Here is a 20,194-nt window from a genome sequence, read left to right on the forward strand (position 1 = left end):
GCCCCGGGGGGCCCGCTCAGTGCTGCGCGCAGGCGTCCACGTCGGCGGTGCGTCCCTCGAACGTGGGCGAGGCGCCCGCCGAAGGTGACGCCGCCGCCATCGCCGCCTCGGCGGAGCCCGCGTTCGGTCCCGCGCCCGGGCTCGCGTTCGCCGCCGCGCCCGCCGACGGCGCCGACCCGGGCGGCCGGACGGCGACGGGCTGGTCGTCGCGCAGCGCCGTGAACAGCTGGGTGGTCTGCGGCTGCACGAACTCGTCCCGGTCCGAGTCGTAGCGGTACGGGCGGCGCGGCGCGGTCAGGAAGGTCACGTTCGCCGTGGGGACGCCGCGCAGGTCCTGGGTCAGGTCGTACAGCGCGCCGAGCGAGGACAGTCCGCCGTCCGCCCGGACCGAGGAGGTCGCCGCGTCCAGCACCGGCCACAGCCGGGCCGGGTTCAGCAGCACGCCCTGCGACTCCACCTTGCGGATCAGCGCGGCCAGGAACTGCTGCTGACGGCCCATCCGCTGGGTGTCGCTGCCGTCCCCCAGGCTCTCCCGGGCCCGGACGTAGCCGAGCGCCTGCTCGCCGTGCAGGGTCTGCCGGCCGGCGGGCAGGTCGAGCTTGGCGTCCTTGTCGTGGATCGGCTGCGGCACGCACACCTCGACCCCGCCGATCGCGTCCACGATCGTCTTGAAGCCGCTGAAGTCGAGGATCACGTAGTGGTCGATCCGGATCCCGCTCAGCTGCTCGACGGTACGGATCGAGCAGGCCGGGCCGCCCGTCTCGAAGGCCCAGTTGAACTGCATCAGCGCCGGCTTGCTGTGGGTGCCGTCCGGCTTCTCGCAGGCGGGGACGCTGACCATGACGTCGCGTGGGACGGAGACCGCCGTCGCGTGCTTCCGGTCGGCGGCCAGGTGCAGGAGGATCGTGGTGTCCGAGCGCTGGGTGCCCGCGTCGGAGCCGTAGGAGCCGTTCGCGCCGGAGCGGTCGTCACTGCCGATCAGCAGGATGTTCTCGGCGCCCCGCGCGCCGGCGGTGCGGCTCGGCCGTTCGGCCTCCAGCTTGGCGAGCAGCCGGTCGGTGGCCGCGTCGGTCCGGATGTTGCCGTCCAGCTTGCGGTAGGCGATCCAGAGCAGCGCCCCGGTCGCGACCAGCAGGAACGCGACGACGCCGGCGGTGATCATCAGCCACCGCCGGCGCCTGCGCGGGCGTCCGGTCCCGTCCGGGGGAGCGTCCGCGGGGGGAACGTCCGTCGGAGAGGTCTCCGCAGGGGAGTCGTCGGTCGGGGGGTGCTCGGTGTCGTCCTCGGCCATGGCAGGGATACCTACCCGCCGGGCCCGGGCCGGGGGGTCACCCGAGGCGCAGTGTCACCCGTTCGGATTCGGTCCGCTTCTCCCACTGCTCGGCGTCCAGCGCCTGCGAGTTGCGGCACAGCACCACCGAGGCGCCGGCCGCCAGCGGCGCCAGCAGGCCGGCCTCCAGGCCAGCCCAGTCGTCGTACGAGAGGGTGGACAGCACACGGTCGCCGGGCTTCAGGCCGAGGCGGGCCGCTCCCTCCCGGGCCAGCGCGACGGTCTGCTCGCCCGTCAGCTTCAGCGGCAGCCCGTCCACCGCGGTCTCCAGCGCCTGCCCGTCCGGGGCGACGGGGGAGTACGGCGCGAAGCGGTCGCCCTGCCCGGGCACCTCGGCGGCGTAGTCGAGGAAGCCGTCCGGGCGCTGCGGGAAACGGCCGCCGAGCGGGCGCAGGGCGAGCGCCACCCGCTCGCCCTCGCAGGCCTGGGCGGCCGCCAGCCCGTCCGGACCGCTGACCACCAGGTCCGCGGCGGCCGGGTCGCCGCCCGGCACCGCCGCCACTCCGACCGACCAGCAGGCGAGCAGCCAGACGGCGCTCTGCCAGTGGGCGGGCAGCAGCAGCGCCGCCCGGTCGCCCGGGCCGGCGTTCAGCTCGTCCTGCAGGAGGTTGGCGGTCTTGGCCACCCAGTTGTCGAAGGTCCGGGCGGACAACTCCACCCGTTCGCCGGTGGCGTCGTCGTAGAAGGTGACCAGCGGGGCCGCGGGATCGACCGAAGGGGGGCCGCCGCGCAGGAATGCGTGCAGCAGCTCGACGGGGGTGTGGGCATCGGCAGCGAAAGGCGCAGTCATGGTGCGCCCCAGCCTACGGCCTTCGAGTGGGAGGCCGGGAGGGGTGGCCGAACGGCCGGGGGGCGGCGTGGCGAGCGGTCCGGTTTGCGGCGACGATCCGAATTATGCGCCTTTCACTACCAGCCGTTCTGCTCGCCGGCTGCACCGCTGCCCTGCTCGTCCAACCCGCCGCCTCCGCCGCCGACCCGTCCGGCCCCCAGCGCCGCGACTTCGCCGACGGCGGCTCGACCACCTCGCTCCCGCTGCCCGCCGGCCACGGCCTCGCCCCGCACGCCACCCGGCCGTTCGAACTCCTCGGTGTCAGCTGGGACGGCCCGCCGGACGCACTCGCCGGCGCCGACATCCGGATCCGCACCCGGGACGCGGACACCGGCCGCTGGGGCGACTGGCGGCGGCTCGAAGCCGAGCCCGAGGACGGCCCCGACCACTCGCCGCACGGCGCCACCGCACCCCTGTGGACCGGCCGCAGCGACGGCGTCGCGGTCGACGTCCGGCCCGGCCCGGCAGGAGCGCCGCCCGGACTGCGGCTCGAACTCGTCGACCCCGGCCGGGGCGCCACCGCACCGGCCGCACGGACCCTGCCCGCCGAGCCCCCCGAGCCCGCCGACGGGCACCAGGCCCCGCGCCCGGCCATCGTCACCCGGGCCGGCTGGGGCGCCGACGAGTCGCTGCGCGACCAGAGCTTCGAGTACACCGGACCGGTCCGCGAGGTCTTCGTCCACCACACCGCCACCGCCACCGACTACGCCTGCAGCGACGCCCCCCGAGTGATCCGGGCGATCTACCAGTACCACGTCAAAACCAGCGGCTGGCGCGACATCGGCTACAACTTCCTGGTCGACCGCTGCGGCACCGTCTACGAGGGCCGCGCCGGCGGCGTCGACCAGCCTGTCCACGGCGCCCACACCCTCGGCTTCAACACCGACTCCTCCGGCATCGCCGCGATCGGCACCTACGGCGGCGACCAGCCGCCCCAGCCCCTCCTCGACGGCCTGGCCGCCATCACCGCCTGGAAACTCGGCCTCACCGGCCAACCCGCCGACGGCCACACCAAGCTCACCTCGGCCTCCGACGCCAGCCGCTACCCCAAAGGCACCGTCGTCGACTTCGACACCGTCTCCGGCCACCGCGACGCCTTCAACACCGAATGCCCCGGCAACGCCCTCTACGCCCAACTCCCGGCCCTGCGCGCGGCGGCGACCCGCCTCCAGACCCAGAGCCCCTGACCCGCCGACGCCGCCTCCCGCGCCCGGCTCCTTCCCCCCTTCCCCTGTCCCCGCGCCCCGACAGGGCGCGGGGAACCGCGCGCGGCAGGCGCGTCGGGGCCACCCGATCGCGAACGCTCAGTTGCCGCCCCCCACCTCACTCCACCGCCGTACCAACCCCCGCAGCTCCTCCGTCAGCCCCGCCCCCAGATCCGGCCGGAGGTCGTACCGCGCGGGGGTGTTCTGCAGCAGCGCGATCCGCCACCCCGCCCCGGCGTTCACCGCGATCACCGTCTGCACCGCGTTGAGCCCCGGGTCCAGCTCCTGCGCGCCGGCCGGCACCATCCCGGCGACGGCCTCCAGCTGCGCCACCCCGGCCCCGAGGGCCCGCACCCGCCGTACGGTGGCCACGTACCGGGGCGTCGCGTGGTCGGCGAAGATCCGGCCCAGCTCGGCGGCGATCACCGACCGTCCCCGGTGTCCGCTCCCGTCGAAGCCGATCGCTTCCCCGTCCACCGCGAACGGCCCGGCGAAGGCCGCGCCGTCCCGCTGGTTCCATCCCTCCAGCATCCGGCGGTACAGCGCCCGCACCGCGATCTCGTCCTCGGAGGGCAGTTCCGGCAGCCGCGTATCGTTCATATCCCCATGGTCGGTGACGGCAGCGAAGGAGGCGACGGCAGTGGCGGGCGGTACGGACGGTACGGCCGGCGGCTCGGTGCGGCGCTGGCGGCCGGGTTTCCCGCTGGACGTGGCCCGGACGCTGCTGCCACTGCGCCGCGGCCCCGCCGACCCGTCGTACCGGACCGCCGGGGACGGCGCCGTCTGGCGCGCCTCCCGTACCCCGGCGGGTGTCGGTACCTTGCGCGTGCTGTCGCACCCCGCCGCGGGCGAGGTCGAGGCGACCGCCTGGGGTCCTGCCGCGGACTGGCTGCTCGACCGGCTTCCCGTGCTGCTGGGCGCGGAGGACGAGCCGGAGGCGCTGGTGCTGCCGCCCGGTCCGCTGCGGGACGCGCAGCGCCGTACCGCCGGGGTCCGGCTGAGCCGGACCGGTCTGGTACTGGAGTCCCTCGTCCCGGCGATCCTGGAGCAGAAGGTCACCACCGACGAGGCCTACCGCGCCTGGCGGACCCTGTTGCGGGACTTCGGCACCCCGGCGCCGGGCCCGGCCGAGGGCATGCGGGTGGCGCCGTCGGCCCGGGAGTGGGCGCTGATACCGAGCTGGGAGTGGCACCGGGCGGGCGTGGACCCGAAGCGGTCCGCGACCGTGATGCGGGCGGTCCGGCTAGCGCCGCGCCTGGAGGAGGCGTCGGCGATGGGCCACGGGGAGGCGTTCGCCCGTCTCACCGCCGTGCCGGGCATCGGTGTCTGGACGGCGGCCGAGACCCTGCAGCGCAGCAACGGCGACCCGGACGCCGTCTCGGTCGGCGACTTCCACCTGCCCAACCTGGTCGGCTGGGCCCTGGCCGGCCGCCCCCGCAGCGACGACGCCCAGATGCTCGCCCTCCTGGAGCCCTTCCGCCCGCACCGCCACCGGCTCTGCCGCCTCCTGCTGGCCGTCGGCGCCCGCGCCCCCCGCTACGGTCCCCGCCTCACCCCCAACGACCACCGCCACCGCTGAGGAGAGGCCGCCCCGGTGTACACCCGCGTGGGTCGGTGGGCAACCGCCGCGGGATCTCCCGGGGCCGCTGATCCCTACCGCACCTCGACGAAGGTGTCGGCGCTGCGTTCCGGGCGTTCGCGGGGCGGCTCGGCGGGGCGGCCGACGGCGATGGCGCCCATCGGGTCCCAGTCGGCGGGCAGGTCCAGGGCGGCGCGGACGGTGTCGCGGCAGAACATGGTGGAGGAGACCCAGGCGGAGCCGTAGCCCTCGCCGGTGAGGGCGACCAGCAGGTTCTGTACGGCGGCGCCGACGGCGACGGTGAACATCTCCCGTTCGGCGCCGGCGCGCCGGGTGTCGGGGTAGTCGTGCGAGCCGTCCATCACCAGGCAGGGCACCACCAGGTACGGCGCGTCGCGCAGGACGTCGCCGCGGGCGGTGCGACGGGCGATCTTGGCCTCGTCCCAGCCGTCGAGTTCGCGCAGGTCGCGCTGCCAGGCGGCGAGCATCGCGTCGAGCAGCCGGGTGCGGGTGTCGGGTGACTCCAGCAGCACGAACCGCCAGGGCGTGGTGTGGTGCGGGGCGGGCGCGGTGACGGCGGCCGCGACCGCGCGGCGGACGGCGGCCGGGTCGACCGGTTCGGCGGTGAAGGAGCGGACGGTGCGCCGCAGGGTGACGGCCTGCCGAAGTGCCTCGGAGGTGCCGAGCCGGAACATGTCGTCCGTGGCGGGCCGCACCAGTGGCCGGGTGCCCGTGCCGTCCTCGGCGGTGACCAGGTGGCCGAGCCCGCGGACGACCGCGACCGGGACGCCGGTGGCCTTGCCCTTCACCAGGTCGGCGGCGGCGGCGAGTTCGTCGGCGGTCGCGGTGACGGTCATTTCCAGCGCGTTGCCGTGGCTGTCGGTGCGCCCGCGGTGGTCGTCCAGGGCGGACAGTCCGGCGGCGCCGATCGCGACGTCGGTGAGCCCGTTGCGCCAGGGCCGCCCGAAGGTGTCGGTGACGACGACGGCGAGCCGGCGGCCGGTGAGGTGCTGCAGCCGGGCCCGCAGCGCGCGGGCCGAGGCGTCCGGGTCCTCGGGCAGCAGCAGCACGGTGCCGGGGGCGGTGTTGGAGGCGTCGACGCCGGCGGCGGCCATGACGAAGCCGTTGCGGTTCTCGACGATCCGGACCGGTCCGCGCCGGGCGATGACCCGGACGGTCTCGGCGTCGATCGCGGCCTCGCGGTCGGCGGCGTGCTGCAGCCGGCCCTCGGCCTTGCTGACGATCTTTGAGGTGACCAGCAGGATGTCGCCGTCCAGATACGTCCCGGCCTTGGCGATCAGCTCGGCGAGGTCGGCCCCGGCATCGACCTCCGGGATCCCCTCGATGCCCAGGATCTGCAGCGGCGCGGTCACGAGCGGACCTGATCCGCCAGTGCGAGCGCAGCCCAGGCCATCTGGGCGGTGGTCTCGATGTCGGTCATCAGCAGGGGGACGGCCCGGCAGGCGATTCCGCCGGCCTCGACCGCGGCCACCGACGCCTCGTCGGCGGTGTCGACCAGCCAGCCGTCGAGGAGGTCGGAGCCGTAGTTCAGCGCGACCGCCTCCGCCGTCGCCTCGACGCCGACGGCGGCGAGCACCTTGTCGGCCATGCCGCGCACCGGCGCCCCGCCGATGATCGGGGAGAGCCCGACGACCGGCGCCGGGGCGGCGACGACGGCCTCCCGGATGCCGGGGACGGCGAGGATGCTGCCGATCGAGACGACCGGGTTGGACGGCGGGAAGAGGATGATGTCGGCCGCCGCGATCGCCTCCAGCACGCCGGGCGCGGGCTTGGCGGTGTCGGCGCCGACCGGGATGATCGCCTCGGCGTCCACGGCGGCGTGCAGCTTGACCCAGTACTCCTGGAAGTGGATCGCCCGGGTGCCCTGCTCGTCGGTGATCCGCACGTGCGTCTCGACCCGGTCGTCGCTCATCGGCAGCAGCCGCACGCCGGGCTTCCATCGCACGCACAGCGCCTCGGTCACCTGGGTGAGGCTGTATCCGGCGGTGAGCATCTGGCTGCGGACGAGGTGGGTGGCGAAGTCCCGGTCGCCGAGCCCGAACCACTCGGGGCCGACGCCGTACTCCTTCATCTCGTTCTTGATCGACCAGGTCTCGTCGGTCCGGCCCCAGCCCTGTTCCTCGTGGATGCCGCCGCCGAGGGTGTACATCACGGTGTCGAGGTCGGGGCAGACCTTGAGGCCGTAGAGGTGGATGTCGTCGCCGGTGTTGCCGATGACGGTGATCTCGTCCTGCGGTCCGACCGCCGCGAGGAGCCCGCGCAGGAAGCGCGCTCCGCCGATTCCGCCTGCCAGTGCCACGATGCGCATGGGGTCATCCTGCCACGATCGGACCGTCCGTCAGCCCGGCGTCAGTGCGCCTCGGCCTGCGCCTGCGCCTGCTGCTGGTCCGCGTGCTGCTGCGCGTGCTGCTCGGGGAGGGCGGTGGCGCCGTACTGGTTCATCTCGGTGAGGCCGGGGGTGTAGAGGTGGATGGAGACGGCGGGTTCGAGGGCGCCGTTGACCACCTCGTGCAGGTAGCCGGAGGAGAAGACGCGTTGCCCGCCGGGCTTCAGGGTGCGGGCGCCCTCGCCCGCGTGCGTGAGGGAGCGCTCGATGAGCTCGCCCCGGACGACGGTCATCACGCCGGAGGACTCGCCGTGGTCGTGGAAGCCGCTGCTCTGGCCGGGCAGCCAGCTGAGCAGCCAGATCTCGTAGCCGGGGCCGGTGGCCAGGCGGGCGTACCAGCGGGTCAGTGCGTCGTAGCGGACGAGCGGTTCCCAGCGGGCGCGGTCGGCGGCGATCTCGCGGACCAGCCGGGCGTAGCCGGCGACGGTGGTGGGGTGGGCGGGCAGGTCGGTGCGGGCCAGGTGCGGGAAGGCGAGCGGGTCGCCGGCGATGGAGACGTCGCTGAGCCCGTCCGTCCAGCGCTGCCCGTCCGTCCGGCGGTGCCGGTCAGGGTGGCGGGGGAAGTGGCTGGGGGTGAGGCCAAGGCGGGCGAGCTTGTTGCGGTCGCGGTTCCGCTGGCGGATGCGGATGATGCGCACGGGAGTCGTCCTCGGAGGAGTCGGCTGGTTCGTCGGGATCAGCCGGATCCGGGATGTCCTGGGGCGGGAATCGCGGGCGGCCTCTGTGCTTCCTGGGGGCGGCGCGCGGTGGGACGCGGGCGCCTAGATACAGCAGGAACAGAGGCGACAACAAGAGTTCACGGCACGGCGGAGCGTGGAACCGCTCCGGGGGCTGGCGAACTCTGACATAGGGGAAAGGACACCGCATCCGCAGGGTCGGTGTCAAACGGAAGGATGCGGCATTCGAGTGGATTCGGTCCGGATCTTGCCCTGATGGGGTGGTTCATCACTCTCTATGTTTCGATGGGAAGATCGCCGGGAAGGCAGGCCGATGACCGGCCTGTGGTGGTGACCAAGGGTCACCTGGCGAATGGTTGCGGACGGTTCGGCACTGTTCAGGGCCTTACGGCAGAAGGTCCGTTGTGTCCGTATATGTACACTATTCGTAACGGCTTGGTGCCGGGGAGTGAATCCTGGCCCCAATACCAGAGCTCGGCTTGACTGGGCCAGAGTGACGCAACTGTAATTTCACTCGTGTCGTCAGCCGCACGAGGCAACGGCAACCACGGGGACGCCAAGTAGGGGCAGAGGAGGCGCGCCACATGAGCGAGCTCTTTGAGCTGTTGATCGGGGACGGCATCGCGGAGGAAGAGGAGGAACTCGGCTGGCAGGAGCGCGCGTTGTGCGCTCAGACCGACCCGGAGTCCTTCTTTCCCGAGAAGGGCGGCTCGACCCGCGAGGCCAAGAAGGTCTGCCTCGCCTGCGAGGTCCGCTCGGAGTGCCTGGAGTACGCCCTCGCCAATGACGAGCGTTTCGGCATCTGGGGCGGCCTCTCCGAGCGCGAGCGCCGTCGGCTCAAGAAGAGCGCGGTCTGACGGGGCGGCCCCCGGGCCCCGCTGACCGTTCGACAGGGACGGACAATCGCACAGCTGTACGGGCGCCTCACCGCGGTGGTGGGGCGCTTTCGTGTTCCCGCCCCTTCCCCCGCCGCCCCTCCCACCGCCTCCTCCACGGTCTCCCCCGCGGCCTCCTTCACCGTCCCCGCACCGGCACCCCGGACGAACCGTCCACCAGGAGCCGTTAGTGTGGTGCGCCATCCGGTTGCCGTTCACCGGCTGTGTCCACCGAGAACTGGGGCCCGCGCACTCGATGACCGTCTACAGCCACCAGAGCGGCTTCACCGCTTCCCGGCCACCCGCCTACCCGCGCCACCTGGTCACCGCCGTGATCGTCTCGCACGACGGCGCCCGCTGGCTCCCGCAGACGCTGGCCGGCCTGCTCGGGCAGGACCGCCAGGTCCAGCGCGTCCTCGCGGTCGACACCGGCTCCACCGACAACTCCCAGCAGCTGCTCGCCGACACCCTCGCCGACTGGCTCCCCGAGAGCGGCCCGCTTGTCCTCGGCCGCCGGGCCGGCTTTGGCACCGCCGTCGCCGAAGCCGTCTTCAACAGCCCGCCGCTGCGCCCCGAGGACCTGTCCTACCGGCTCGACCCCTCCGGCTACGACCCGGTCACCGGCGGCTGGGACGACTTCGGCGACCCGCTCGCCCAGGAGGACGACCTCGGCCGCGGCGGCCCGCGCGAGACCGAGCCGGTCGAGTGGCTCTGGCTGCTGCACGACGACTGCGAGCCGCAGACCGACGCGCTGCGTCGCCTGCTCCAGGTCGCCGACTCCACCCCCAGCGCGGCCGTGGTCGGCCCCAAGCTGCGCAGCTGGTACGACCGCCGCCAGCTCCTTGAGGTCGGCGTGACGATCGCCCGCTCCGGGCGGCGCTGGACCGGCCTCGACCGCCGCGAGCAGGACCAGGGCCAGCACGACCAGGTCCGTCCGGTGCTCGCCGTCTCCAGCGCCGGCATGCTGGTGCGCCGGGACGTCTTCGAGGAGCTCGGCGGCTTCGACAAGGCCCTCCCGCTGATGCGGGACGACACCGACTTCTGCTGGCGGGTCAACGCCGCCGGCCACCGCGTCGTGGTCGCCCCCGACGCCGTGCTGCGGCACGCCGAGGCTTCCGCCCGCGAGCGCCGCGCCATCGACTGCGCCTCCTCCCACCCGCACCGGGTGGACAAGGCCGGCGCCGTCTACACCCTGCTCACCAACTGCCGGGGCGCGCTCTTCCCCTACGTCCTGCTGCGGCTGGTGCTCGGCACCCTGCTGCGGGCCGTCACCAACCTGCTCGGCAAGGACCCGCGCCAGGCCGTCGACGAGCTCGCCGGGCTCGGCCACGAACTGGTCCGGTTCCCAAGGCTGTTGGCCGCCCGCAAACGCCGCGCCCGGACCAGGGCCGCGGACGCCCTGGACGACCGCACGCTCTTCCCGGCGCCCGGCGCCACCACCCGGCTTGCCGTCGAGGGCGTCATCGGCTCGCTCGGGATAGGGGGCGGCGACGACACCGGCAGCCGGCACGGCTCGGTCGAGGCCGGCGGCGACGACGACTCCGAGGACCTGGTCGTCGAGCAGTTCGCGCTGATCAAGAAGCTCGCCCGGCGCCCGGCACCGGTGCTGTTCGCGGCCCTGCTGGTGTTCGCCCTGGTCGCCTGCCGCGGCCTGTTCGGCAGCGGCGAGCTGTTCGGCGGCGCCCTGCTGCCCGCCTCCGACGGCGCGGGCGGCCTCTGGTCGATGTACGCGGACGCCTGGCACCCGGTCGGCACCGGCTCCACCGCCGCCGCACCGCCGTACCTCGGCGTGCTCGCGGTGCTCTCCTGGCTGCTGTTCGACCACGCCGACTTCGCGCTCACCGTGCTCGTCGTGCTCACCGTCCCGCTGTCCGCGGTCAGCGCCTACCTGGTGTCCCGGCCGCTGCTGGACTCCAAGCTGGTCCGCGCCTGGGCCAGCGCCACCTACGCGCTGCTGCCCGCCGCGACCGGCGCGCTCGCCCAGGGCCGGATCGGCACCGCCGTCCTCGCCGTGCTGCTGCCGCCGCTGGCCCGCGCCGCGGCGATCGCGGCCGGCCTCGGCATCCGGGACGAGAGCGCCGCCAAGGGCGCCCGCCCGGGCTGGCGACCGGTTTGGATGGCAGTCCTGCTGCTCTCCCTGGCCACCGCCTTCGTCCCGCTGACCTGGGCGCTCGCGGTGCCGCTCTGCCTGGCGGTGCTGGTCGTCGCGGTGCTGCGCGGCGGCGCCTTCGGCTCCGGCGGTGCGGCGCTGCGGCTGCTCGGCCTGCGCGTCCTGGTGATCCTCGCGGTCCCGGTCGCCGTGCTGGCGCCCTGGTCGCTCAAGGTGCTGTCGCACCCGAAGTCGCTGCTGCTGGAGGCCGGGCTGCCCGGCCTGCACGGCACCGGCGCGAGCGCGGCCGGCCTGCTGCTGGTCAACCCGGGCGGCGCGGGCGTGCCGCCGATCTGGCTGTCGGCGGGTGTCGTGCTCGCCGCGCTCGCCGCGCTGCTGCGCGCCGACCGCCGCCGTGCGGTGCTCGCCGCCTGGGGCGCGGCCGGCGCCGGCCTGGTCTTCTCGGTCGCGGTGGCGGGCACCTCCGTCACCCCGGCCTCCGGCGGCCAGGCGGTGCCCGCCTGGGCCGGCCCGGCCACCCTGATCGCCGGCATCGCCCTGCTGGCCGCGGCCGCGATCGGCGCCGACGGCGCCAACGCCCGCGTCGCCGGGATCGCCTTCGGCTGGCGCCAGCCGGTGGCCGCCCTGGTGGTGGCCGCGGCCGTGCTGGCCCCGCTGGGCACCGGCCTGTGGTGGGCGCTGACCGGCGCCGGCAAGCCGCTGAACCGCGCCGACGCCGGCCAGGTGCCCGCCTTCATCGCCGAGGAGGCCGGCACCACCGACCGGGCCCGCACCCTCGTCGTCACCGGGGAGAAGAGCGGCGGCGCCGTCCGCTACACCGTGCTGCGCGGCGCCGGCCTGACGCTCGGCCAGGCCGAGTCCACCGTCGACCCGGCGACCGGCACCCAGGACGGCCTGAACAAGACGGTCGGCAGCCTGCTGGCCGGCTCCGGCGCCGACCAGGCCGGTGCCCTGGCCGGCTACGGCATCGCCTACGTGCTGGTCGAGCAGCCGGTGATCGGCGTCTTCAAGGACGTCCTGGACACCACGCCCGGCCTGGTCAAGACCAACCAGGACAACGGCACCGCGCTCTGGCAGGTCAGCGGAGCGCCCGCGGTCCGCGCGGTGATCACCAGCCCGGGCGCCGACCCGGTGGCCGTCCCGTCCGGGACCCGCGACCTCGCGGCCACCGTCCCGGCCGGCCCGGACGGCCGGGTGCTGCGCCTCGCCGAGTCCGCCGCCCCCGAGTGGAAGGCCACCGTGGACGGCACCGCGCTGGAGCCCACCACGGTCGACGGCTGGGCGCAGGGCTTCAAGCTCCCGGCCGGCGGCGGCAAACTGACCGTCACCCGGGAGGGCAGCCTCGCCCACACCGGCTGGATCTGGGCCCAGGTGCTGCTCGGCCTGACCATCCTGGTGCTGGCCCTGCCCGGCCGCCGCAGTCACAAGGACGACGACCTGCCCGAGGAGGTGGTGGCCGCCGCCGCGCTGGCCGCCGCCGCCCAGGCGCAGGCTCCCGCTCCCGGCAGCCGCCGGGCCCGCCGGATGGCCGAGCGCGGCGAGGGCGGCGAGCCCGGCGCCGACGAGGCCGGGGTGTACGAGAGCCGGCCGGGCGTGATCCCGGCGCAGCCGGCCGGCGAACCGGTGACCGAGGCGGTCCAGGCGGCCGCCGCCGTCCAGGAGGCCGAGCCGTACACCGACCCGTACCAGACGTACCAGCAGGCCGACCCGTACAGCTACGACCAGTACGCGGCCCAGCAGCCGGTGGCCGCGCCGTACGGCGGCCAGGGCTACGGGGCCCAGGGATACGAGGGCCAGGGCTACGACGGCCAGGGCTACGACGGCCAGGGGTACGACAGTCAGGGGTACGACGGCCACCAGCAGCAGGCCTACCCCCAGCAGGGCTATGACCAGCAGGGCTACGAGCAGCCGTACCCGTCGGAGCACCAGCAGTACGGCTACGACGGGTACCAGCAGCCGGAGCACCAGCAGCCCTGGCCCCCGGGGCAGCCGCAGGCCGAGCCCTCCTACGACCCGAATGACCCCAACGGCACCGGCCGGTACCCGCACCAGCCCGGATCGGGGAGCTGACCCGCGATGAAGAAGCCCGCATTCAGGAAGAAGTCCGGCGCCGACGAGGCCCCTGAGCCCGTCGGGACCGCCGTCGCGCCGGAGCCGGCCGCGTCCGCTCCCGCCGCCGATCCTGCCGGCCGTCCCGCCGGGAGGACCGGCGGGACGAAGACCACCCCGTCCCTGCTCGCCGCGGCCGTGGTGCTCGCGGCGGTGTTCGGCATCGCCGAGGTGCGCCCGCCGGCCGCCCCGGCCACGGCGGACGGGGCCGCGGCCCCGACCACCGCGCAGGTCGAGCGGACGGGGGCGGTCTGCCCGCAGCCTCTGCAGGGCCTGACCGGCTCGACCACGCTCTCTGCCTACACCCCGCCCGGGACGGGCTCCGCCACCGGCGGCGCCGGCTGGCTCTCCGACGCGGCCGCGCCAGCCGTGCCCGCCGCCCAGCCCTCCGGAACCCCCTCGGCCCCGGCGGCCACCGCGCCCGCCACCCCGGCCCCGACCGGCTCGGGCGCCCCGACCGCCCCGGCCCAGGACAAGAACGCCGCGCCCGCGGACGCCCGGCTGACCCTGACCAAGCCCGGCACCCCGGCCACCGGCCCGGCGGCCAACGGGGACACCGCGTCCGGCACCGGGGCGGTCGCCACCGGCGCCCTCGCCCCGGGCTTCACCGTCACCCAGACCACCGTGGTCACCGAGCAGCGCGGCCTCGGCCTGTCCGGCCTCACCTGCACCCCGGCCGGCACCAGCTTCTGGTTCGCCGGGGCCAGCACGGCCGGTGACCGGGTCGACTACCTGAGCCTGGTCAACACCGAGTCCTCCGCCGCCGTGGTCGACATCAAGCTGTACGGCGACAAGGGCCTGATCGAGAACGACGCCGCCAACGGCCTCACCGTCGCCCCCGGCAGCTCCCAGTCCGTCCTGCTGTCGACCCTCAGCAAGGGCGCCGTCACCGACCTCGCCGTGCACGTGGTGGTCCGCTCCGGCCGGGTCGGCGCCGCGCTGCACGCCGCCGACGGCAACAAGGGCGCCGACTGGATCCCGGCCTCGGCCGCCCCGGCCGCCACCCAGGCGCTGCCCGGCCTGCCCGCGGACACCGCCGCCGCGCGCCTGGTGATCTGGGCGCCGCCGGAGGACGACGCCGACCTGAAGATCCAGCTCTCCGGCAAGAACGGCTGGTTCACCCCGGCCGGCAACGAGTCGATCCACGTCAAGGCGGGCATGGTGGCCGCCGTCGACCTCGGCAAGGTCACCCGGGACGAGGTCGCCGGGCTGCGGCTGTCGCCCAGCGACCCCAAGCACCCCACCCCGGTCGTGGCCGGGCTGCGGGTCGACCGGGCGGCGGCCAACGGCAAGACCGACGCGGCCTGGCTCACCGGCAGCGACCCGGTCGGCGCCCGCGCCACCGTCGCCGACAACCGGGCCGGCGGCTCCACGCTCTACCTGACCTCCACCGGCGACGCCGCCACCGTCCGGGTCACCGCCTCGGCCGGAAGCGGCGGCGGCACCCCGGCCACCAAGGAGGTCCAGCTCCCGGCAGGCGGCACGGTCGCCCTCCCGGCGCCCGAGCCCGCCGGGCTGAACGGCGTCTTCGCGCTCACCGTGGAGACCGTCTCCGGCGGCCCGGTGGTCGCCGCCCGGATGCTCTCCATCCCCACCAAGGACGTGCCGATGTTCACCGTCCAGGCGCTGCGCGACGACCACAGCACCGTCAAGGTCCCGCAGGCCGCCCAGGACCCGGGCATCGTCCTGCACTGAGCAAGCCGAGCACGCCGAACAAACCGAGCAAGCGACGGGGGCGGCACCTTCCGGGTGCCGCCCCCGACCGCTCGATCCCCGTCTCGGTCCTGGCCTCGGTCCCCGGCTCAGTCCTCGTCGTAGCGCGGGTCGATGGCGTCCGGTGAGAGCCCCAGCAGCTCGGCGACCTGCTCGATCAGGATCTCGTGCACCAGCGCCGCGCGGTCCTCCCGGGTCTTCGCCCGGATCTCCACCGGCCGCCGGTACACGACGATCTGGCTCTTGTGTCCCTGCTTGCCCGGCGAGACCCGCCCCAGCGGCACACCGTCCTCGGCGTCGGCGCCGTCCGGCTCGCGCAGCGGCACTTCCTGGACGGCGAACTCCACCTCGATCAGCTGCGGCCAACGCCGCTCCAACCGCTCCACCGACTCGCGCACGTAGTCGTCGAACAGTTCGGAGCGGGTGAGCGAGATCGGCACCTGCGGCGGCGCCAGCGGTCCGCGCAGCCCCCTGCCGTGCCGGTCGCGGTGCCGGGGGCGGCGCGCGGGGCCTGTCGATGACTGCGGTGCGGAGCTGTCCATATCACTGCCGAGAGTAGTCCTTGGACGGTCGGAAGTGGACCACTCCGACGGGGAATCGCCCGGGGCGGTCGATACGCGGCCCCGGCGCTCGGAGACGACACGGCACACCCTCCGGGCAGGCGGTCTTCGCTCCCCGGCGGGGAGTGCGGTACCGTCCACCCTCGTGAGCTCTGTACGTCGTTGTTCGCGGACCGCGTGCGGCCGGCCGGCCGTCGCGACGCTGACGTACGTCTACGCGGACTCCACCGCCGTCCTCGGCCCGCTCGCCACCTACGCCGAGCCGCACTGCTACGACCTGTGCGCCGAACACGCCGAGCGCCTCACCGCCCCGCGCGGCTGGGAGGTCGTCCGGCTCGCCGCCGAGGCCGGGCCGCTGCGCCGCAGCAGCGACGACCTGGAGGCCCTCGCCAACGCCGTGCGCGAGGCCGCCCGCCCGCAGACCCCCCGTCAGGGCCGCGCGCCCGAGGGCGAGTCCACCGAGGGCAGCCGCCGCGGCCACCTCCGGGTGCTGCGCTCGCCCGACAACTGACGCCTCTCCCGGCACGGGGCGTTCGTCCGGCCCGGGTACGCTGCCCGTCTACCGCCACCGCGCCCGTCGACCGGGCGGGCGGTGGCCCGACGTATCCCGACCGACCAGTACAGAGACCAGGGTGGAGCCGCAGTGCGCGACCTCAAGCAGCTCGTGAAGGCGTACGACGTCCGAGGCGTCGTCCCGGACCAGTGGGACGAGAGCCTGTCCCGGGCCTTCGGTGCCGCGTTCGTACAGGTCACCGGCGCGTCCGCGATCGTGGTCGGCCACGACATGCGCCCCTCCTCCCCGTCGCTCACCCTGGCCTTCGCCCAGGGCGCCGCGGCCTACGGCGCCGACGTGGTGCAGATCGGGCTCTGCTCGACCGACCAGCTCTACTACGCCAGCGGCAAGCTCGACCTGCCCGGCGCGATGTTCACCGCCAGCCACAACCCGGCCCAGTACAACGGCATCAAGCTGTGCCGGGCCGGCGCCGCCCCGGTCGGCCAGGACACCGGCCTGTCCGAGATCCGCGAGCTGGTCGAGTCCTGGACCGCCGAGGACGACACCGTCACCATCCCGGCCAGGGACGTGAAGCCCGGCGCGCTCTCCGAGCAGGAGACCCTGCGCGGCTACGCCGACCACCTGCTGGGCCTGGTCGACCTCACCGCGATCCGCCCGCTCAAGGTCGCCGTGGACGCGGGCAACGGCATGGGCGGCCACACCGTGCCCACCGTCTTCGACGGCCTGCCGATCGAGCTCGTCCCGATGTACTTCGAGCTGGACGGCACCTTCCCCAACCACGAGGCCAACCCGCTCGACCCGAAGAACCTGGTCGACCTGCAGGCCAAGGTCCGCGAGGTCGGCGCCGACGTGGGCCTGGCCTTCGACGGCGACGCCGACCGCTGCTTCGTCGTGGACGAGCGCGGCGAGCCGGTCTCCCCGTCCGCGATCACCGCCCTGGTCGCCGCCCGCGAGATCGCCCGCGCCCGGGCCGCCGGCGAGGCCGAGCCGACCGTCATCCACAACCTGATCACCTCCTGGACCGTCCCCGAGGTGGTCCGCGAGCTGGGCGCCAAGCCGGTGCGCACCCGGGTCGGCCACTCCTTCATCAAGCAGGAGATGGCCGTCACCGACGCCGTCTTCGGCGGCGAGCACTCCGCCCACTACTACTTCCGCGACTTCTGGCGCGCCGACACCGGCATGCTGGCCGCCCTGCACGTGCTCGCCGCGCTCGGCGGGCAGCCGGACACGCTGTCCGAGCTCACCGCCGAGTACGACCGCTACGCTGCCTCCGGCGAGATCAACAGCACCGTCGCCGACCAGGCCGCCAGCACTGCCGCCGTCCGCGCCGCCTACGCCGGCCTGGAGGGCACCACCGTCGACGAGCTGGACGGCCTGACCGTGGCCGGCCCCGACTGGTGGTTCAACCTGCGCGCCTCCAACACCGAGCCGCTGCTGCGCCTCAACGTCGAGGCCAAGGACCCGGCGAAGATGGCCGAGCTGCGCGACGGCGTGCTCGCCATCGTCCGCGGCTGAACGAGCGCCCGAGCGGACGTGCCTGAGCGGACGTGCCCGAGCGGACGCGCCTGACCTCAGCACGTGGTGCCCCGGCCGGTAGGGTTGCCTATCGGCCGGGGCACCTCCGTGCCGTCACCGAACTATGGAGAGCCCCATGAAGCTCGAATCCTTCCTGCTGGAGATCCTGGTCTGCCCGCAGTGCCGGGCCGCGCTCACCGAGGGCGGCACCGAGGAGCAGCCCGAGCTGGTCTGCACCGGCGCGGACTGCGGCCTCGCGTACCCGGTCCGCGACGGCATTCCGGTCCTCCTGGTGGACGAGGCCCGCCGCCCGGCCTGATCCTTGGGGGCGAAGCCCCACCCCGCCAGCCGCCCAGGACCGCAGCCGGAGGCCAGCCGCATGCTCGACGACACCCTGCTCGACGACCCGGCCGCCCTCCTGCGCGCCGACCAGGACCGCGCCCTGCTGGCCCTGGCCGGCGCCGGCGCCCGGGTCCGCACCGCGCTGCGGCAGGCCGACACGGCCGGCCTCGACCGGCTGCGCCCGGACGGCCGACCGCGCGCCGTCCTGATCGCCGGACACGGCAGCGCGCTGACCGCCGCCGAGATGGTGGCCGTGCTGGCCGGCACCGCGAGCCTGGTCGTCCCGCTGCCGCCGACCGAGGCCACCGCCCCGCGCGCCGACCGGGCCGGCGCCCCGCCCGTCTTCACCGCCGGGCTCGGCTGGCAGCTGCCCGGCTGGGCCGGCCCGCTCGACCTGCTGGTGATCAGCTCCGCCGACGGCGGCGAGCAGGGCCTGATCGGCCTCGCCGAGCAGGCCTACGCGCGCGGCTGCGCGATCGTCGTGACCGCCCCGGCGGGCAGCCCGCTGGCCGGGGCCGCGCTGCAGGTGCGTGCGCTGCCGTTGCCGTACGTGACCTCGGTGCTGCCCGAGGACGGCCCGCCCGCCGCGGCCGCCGAGCCGGACCTGCCGGCCGAGGACCCGGCCGCGCTATGGTCCCACCTCACCCCGCTGCTGGCGCTCGCCCAGAAGATCGGCCTCACCCAGCTGCCGTACGACGCGCTGCCCGGCGTCGCCGACCTGCTGGACGCCACCGCCGTCCGCTGCCGCCCGGACGCCGCCGCGTACACCAACCCGGCGAAGGGCCTGGCCGCGCGGCTGGCCGGGACGGTTCCGCTGCTGTGGGCCGAGGGCCCGATCGCCGGAGCGGCCGCCGCCCGCTTCGCCGCCCAGCTGGCCGACCGGGCCGGCCGCCCGGCCCTGGCCGGGGAGCTGCCGCAGGTGCTCACCGCCCACCGCGGCATGTTCACCGGGCAGTTGGGCGCGGGCGCGGACCCGGACGACTTCTTCCGCGACCGGGTCGACGAGCCGGACCCGCTGCACCTGCAGGTCCTGCTGCTGCGGCACGTCCCGGGCCCGGCCGGCGGATCGCCGGAGGAGCAGGACGGACCGGCCGAGGTGCCGGAGGAGGACGCGGGCCCGCGCAGCTTCGGCGTGAGCCGGGCGCACCGGCTGGCCGCCGCGCACGACGTCCGGCTGACCGAGTACGCGAGCACCCGGCCGGACGCCCTGCACGGGCTGGCCGACCTGGTCGCGCTGACCGATTTCGCCGCCGTCTACCTGGGCCTCGCCGCCGCGCAGTCCTGAGACGGTCGACCGGGCCGGGCCGCCGGGCCGGTACGGTAAGCGCTCGACGACGCTGACCGAGACCGACCCGTGAGGACCCCTGGCATGAGTACCGAAGGCGGCACCAAGGCACTGGTGGCGGCGCTGTCCGCGAATCTGGCGATCGCGGCAGCCAAGTTCACCGCCTTCGGCTTCACCGGCTCCTCCTCGATGCTGGCCGAGGGCGTGCACTCGGTGGCCGACTCCGGCAACCAGGTGCTGCTGCTGGTGGGCGGCAAGCGGGCGCGCCGGGTGGCGGACGAGGAGCACCCCTTCGGGTACGGCCGCGAGCGCTACGTGTACGGCTTCCTGGTGGCCATCGTGCTGTTCAGCGTCGGTGGCCTGTTCGCGATCTACGAGGGCTGGCACAAGGTCAACCACCCGGAGGCGCTGGACTCCTGGGGCTGGGCGGTCGGCGTGCTGGTCTTCGCCATAGCGATGGAGGGCTGGTCCTTCCTCACCGCGGTGCGCGAGTCGGCGAAGGTCAAGGGCGACCAAAGCTGGACGCAGTTCATCCGCACCGCCAAGGCGCCGGAGCTGCCGGTCGTGCTGCTGGAGGACGCCGGCGCGCTGATCGGCCTGGTGCTCGCGCTGTTCGGCGTCTCGCTCACCGTGATCACCGGGGACGGCGTCTGGGACGGCATCGGCTCCCTGTGCATCGGCCTCCTGCTGGTGGTGATCGCCGCGGTGCTCGCCCTGGAGACCAAGTCGCTGCTGCTCGGCGAATCCGCCGACAAGGAGTCGGTGCGGCGGATCCGCGAGGCGCTGGTGGACGGCCGCGCGGTCACCGGAGTGATCCACATGCGGACCCTGCACCTCGGCCCGGAGGAACTTCTGGTCGCCGCCAAGATCGCCGTCAACGCCGAGGACAGCGCCGCCCGGGTGGCGGCGGCGATCGACGCGGCGGAGGAGCGGGTCCGGGCCGCCGTCCCGATCGCCCGCGCGATCTACCTGGAGCCCGACGTCTACAGCGCCGAGAAGGCCGCGGCGGGCGAGGACCCGGCCGCCACGCCCGGCGGGCCGGGCCCGGAGGCCGCGCACTGACGGTCCCCGGGGCCGTGCGCTGACGGGCCTGGCGACGGGCACTCGGGGCGGTACTCGGGGCCGTCGGGGACGGCCTGGGGCG

Annotated in this window: 17 protein-coding genes; 10 read left to right on the forward strand and 7 right to left on the reverse strand. The window is 74.9% G+C overall.

Features of this window, described 5'->3' with window-relative positions:
- Positions 1–16: 16 nt before the first annotated feature.
- Both ACIBEC_RS43370 and ACIBEC_RS43375 read right to left on the reverse strand, forming a co-directional pair.
- Positions 17–1,291, reverse strand: coding sequence for an LCP family protein (locus ACIBEC_RS43370; protein WP_360507936.1), 1,275 nt, complete (start codon positions 1,289–1,291; stop codon positions 17–19).
- 37 nt (positions 1,292–1,328) lie between these two features.
- A complete protein-coding gene (locus ACIBEC_RS43375; RefSeq protein WP_360507939.1) occupies positions 1,329–2,120 on the reverse strand; it encodes a TIGR03089 family protein in 792 nt (263 codons plus the stop codon).
- Positions 2,121–2,224: 104 nt separating this feature from the next.
- Between ACIBEC_RS43375 and ACIBEC_RS43380 the strand changes: the two genes are divergently transcribed.
- Positions 2,225–3,346, forward strand: coding sequence for a peptidoglycan recognition protein (locus tag ACIBEC_RS43380; RefSeq protein ID WP_360507942.1), 1,122 nt, complete (start codon positions 2,225–2,227; stop codon positions 3,344–3,346).
- 117 nt (positions 3,347–3,463) lie between these two features.
- Here ACIBEC_RS43380 and ACIBEC_RS43385 read toward each other — a convergent pair whose 3' ends face one another.
- On the reverse strand, positions 3,464–3,964 hold the full coding sequence (locus ACIBEC_RS43385; RefSeq protein WP_360507945.1) for an SgcJ/EcaC family oxidoreductase: 501 nt from the start codon (positions 3,962–3,964) through the stop codon (positions 3,464–3,466).
- A 40-nt stretch (positions 3,965–4,004) separates the two neighbouring features.
- On the opposite strand from ACIBEC_RS43385, the gene ACIBEC_RS43390 reads away from it, so the two are divergent.
- Positions 4,005–4,943: a DNA-3-methyladenine glycosylase family protein gene (locus ACIBEC_RS43390; RefSeq protein WP_396290432.1), complete on the forward strand. Its 939-nt coding sequence runs from the start codon at positions 4,005–4,007 to the stop codon at positions 4,941–4,943.
- 74 nt (positions 4,944–5,017) lie between these two features.
- Here ACIBEC_RS43390 and ACIBEC_RS43395 read toward each other — a convergent pair whose 3' ends face one another.
- From ACIBEC_RS43395 to ACIBEC_RS43405, 3 genes are read right to left on the reverse strand one after another with little or no spacing between them, the layout of a single operon-like run.
- Positions 5,018–6,316 carry a coenzyme F420-0:L-glutamate ligase gene (locus ACIBEC_RS43395; RefSeq protein WP_360507948.1) on the reverse strand — a complete coding sequence of 433 codons (1,299 nt, stop codon included), beginning with the start codon at positions 6,314–6,316 and terminating at the stop codon, positions 5,018–5,020.
- Entirely contained in the window at positions 6,313–7,272 is a 960-nt protein-coding gene (gene cofD / locus ACIBEC_RS43400; RefSeq protein WP_360507951.1) for a 2-phospho-L-lactate transferase, read from the reverse strand. Before cofD ends, ACIBEC_RS43395 begins: the two co-directional genes overlap by 4 nt.
- Positions 7,273–7,313: 41 nt before the next feature.
- Complete coding sequence (locus ACIBEC_RS43405; protein WP_360507998.1) at positions 7,314–7,841, reverse strand: cysteine dioxygenase family protein; 528 nt, start codon at positions 7,839–7,841, stop codon at positions 7,314–7,316.
- Between the two features lie 770 nt (positions 7,842–8,611).
- On the opposite strand from ACIBEC_RS43405, the gene ACIBEC_RS43410 reads away from it, so the two are divergent.
- The 3 genes from ACIBEC_RS43410 (at position 8,612) to ACIBEC_RS43420 (ending at position 14,816) form a co-directional block, all read left to right on the forward strand.
- On the forward strand, positions 8,612–8,884 hold the full coding sequence (locus ACIBEC_RS43410; RefSeq protein ID WP_063349134.1) for a WhiB family transcriptional regulator: 273 nt from the start codon (positions 8,612–8,614) through the stop codon (positions 8,882–8,884).
- Positions 8,885–9,092: 208 nt separating this feature from the next.
- Entirely contained in the window at positions 9,093–13,082 is a 3,990-nt protein-coding gene (locus ACIBEC_RS43415) for a glycosyltransferase family 2 protein (protein ID WP_360507954.1), read from the forward strand.
- A 6-nt stretch (positions 13,083–13,088) separates the two neighbouring features.
- Positions 13,089–14,816, forward strand: a complete 1,728-nt coding sequence (locus ACIBEC_RS43420) for a DUF5719 family protein (RefSeq protein WP_360507957.1) — start codon at positions 13,089–13,091, stop codon at positions 14,814–14,816.
- A gap of 107 nt (positions 14,817–14,923) precedes the next feature.
- Here the strand turns inward: ACIBEC_RS43420 and ACIBEC_RS43425 are convergent, their stop codons facing one another.
- Positions 14,924–15,376 carry a metallopeptidase family protein gene (locus ACIBEC_RS43425; protein WP_360507960.1) on the reverse strand — a complete coding sequence of 151 codons (453 nt, stop codon included), beginning with the start codon at positions 15,374–15,376 and terminating at the stop codon, positions 14,924–14,926.
- A gap of 163 nt (positions 15,377–15,539) precedes the next feature.
- On the opposite strand from ACIBEC_RS43425, the gene ACIBEC_RS43430 reads away from it, so the two are divergent.
- From ACIBEC_RS43430 to ACIBEC_RS43450, 5 genes are all read left to right on the forward strand, one after another.
- Entirely contained in the window at positions 15,540–15,905 is a 366-nt protein-coding gene (locus ACIBEC_RS43430; RefSeq protein ID WP_350520082.1) for a DUF3499 domain-containing protein, read from the forward strand.
- Between the two features lie 132 nt (positions 15,906–16,037).
- Complete coding sequence (locus tag ACIBEC_RS43435) at positions 16,038–17,423, forward strand: phosphomannomutase/phosphoglucomutase (protein ID WP_360507963.1); 1,386 nt, start codon at positions 16,038–16,040, stop codon at positions 17,421–17,423.
- Positions 17,424–17,559: 136 nt separating this feature from the next.
- Positions 17,560–17,742, forward strand: coding sequence for a Trm112 family protein (locus ACIBEC_RS43440; protein ID WP_280686052.1), 183 nt, complete (start codon positions 17,560–17,562; stop codon positions 17,740–17,742).
- Between the two features lie 60 nt (positions 17,743–17,802).
- On the forward strand, positions 17,803–19,050 hold the full coding sequence (locus tag ACIBEC_RS43445) for an SIS domain-containing protein (protein WP_360507966.1): 1,248 nt from the start codon (positions 17,803–17,805) through the stop codon (positions 19,048–19,050).
- Positions 19,051–19,134: 84 nt separating this feature from the next.
- A complete protein-coding gene (locus ACIBEC_RS43450) occupies positions 19,135–20,112 on the forward strand; it encodes a cation diffusion facilitator family transporter (protein WP_360507969.1) in 978 nt (325 codons plus the stop codon).
- Positions 20,113–20,194 lie beyond the last annotated feature (82 nt).

This window comes from Kitasatospora sp. NPDC051164 (genome assembly GCF_044455625.1).
GTDB lineage: Bacteria > Actinomycetota > Actinomycetes > Streptomycetales > Streptomycetaceae > Kitasatospora.

Excerpts from the sequence above, each read along its gene's own strand:
- ACIBEC_RS43370 (WP_360507936.1), bottom strand. The coding sequence starts at position 1,291 with ATGGCCGAGGACGACACCGAGCACCCCCCGACCGACGACTCCCCTGCG.
- ACIBEC_RS43375 (WP_360507939.1), bottom strand. The coding sequence starts at position 2,120 with ATGACTGCGCCTTTCGCTGCCGATGCCCACACCCCCGTCGAGCTGCTG.
- ACIBEC_RS43380 (WP_360507942.1), top strand. The coding sequence starts at position 2,225 with ATGCGCCTTTCACTACCAGCCGTTCTGCTCGCCGGCTGCACCGCTGCC.
- ACIBEC_RS43385 (WP_360507945.1), bottom strand. The coding sequence starts at position 3,964 with ATGAACGATACGCGGCTGCCGGAACTGCCCTCCGAGGACGAGATCGCG.
- cofD (WP_360507951.1), bottom strand. The coding sequence starts at position 7,272 with ATGCGCATCGTGGCACTGGCAGGCGGAATCGGCGGAGCGCGCTTCCTG.
- ACIBEC_RS43410 (WP_063349134.1), top strand. The coding sequence starts at position 8,612 with ATGAGCGAGCTCTTTGAGCTGTTGATCGGGGACGGCATCGCGGAGGAA.
- ACIBEC_RS43420 (WP_360507957.1), top strand. The coding sequence starts at position 13,089 with ATGAAGAAGCCCGCATTCAGGAAGAAGTCCGGCGCCGACGAGGCCCCT.
- ACIBEC_RS43425 (WP_360507960.1), bottom strand. The coding sequence starts at position 15,376 with ATGGACAGCTCCGCACCGCAGTCATCGACAGGCCCCGCGCGCCGCCCC.
- ACIBEC_RS43440 (WP_280686052.1), top strand. The coding sequence starts at position 17,560 with ATGAAGCTCGAATCCTTCCTGCTGGAGATCCTGGTCTGCCCGCAGTGC.
- ACIBEC_RS43445 (WP_360507966.1), top strand. The coding sequence starts at position 17,803 with ATGCTCGACGACACCCTGCTCGACGACCCGGCCGCCCTCCTGCGCGCC.
- ACIBEC_RS43450 (WP_360507969.1), top strand. The coding sequence starts at position 19,135 with ATGAGTACCGAAGGCGGCACCAAGGCACTGGTGGCGGCGCTGTCCGCG.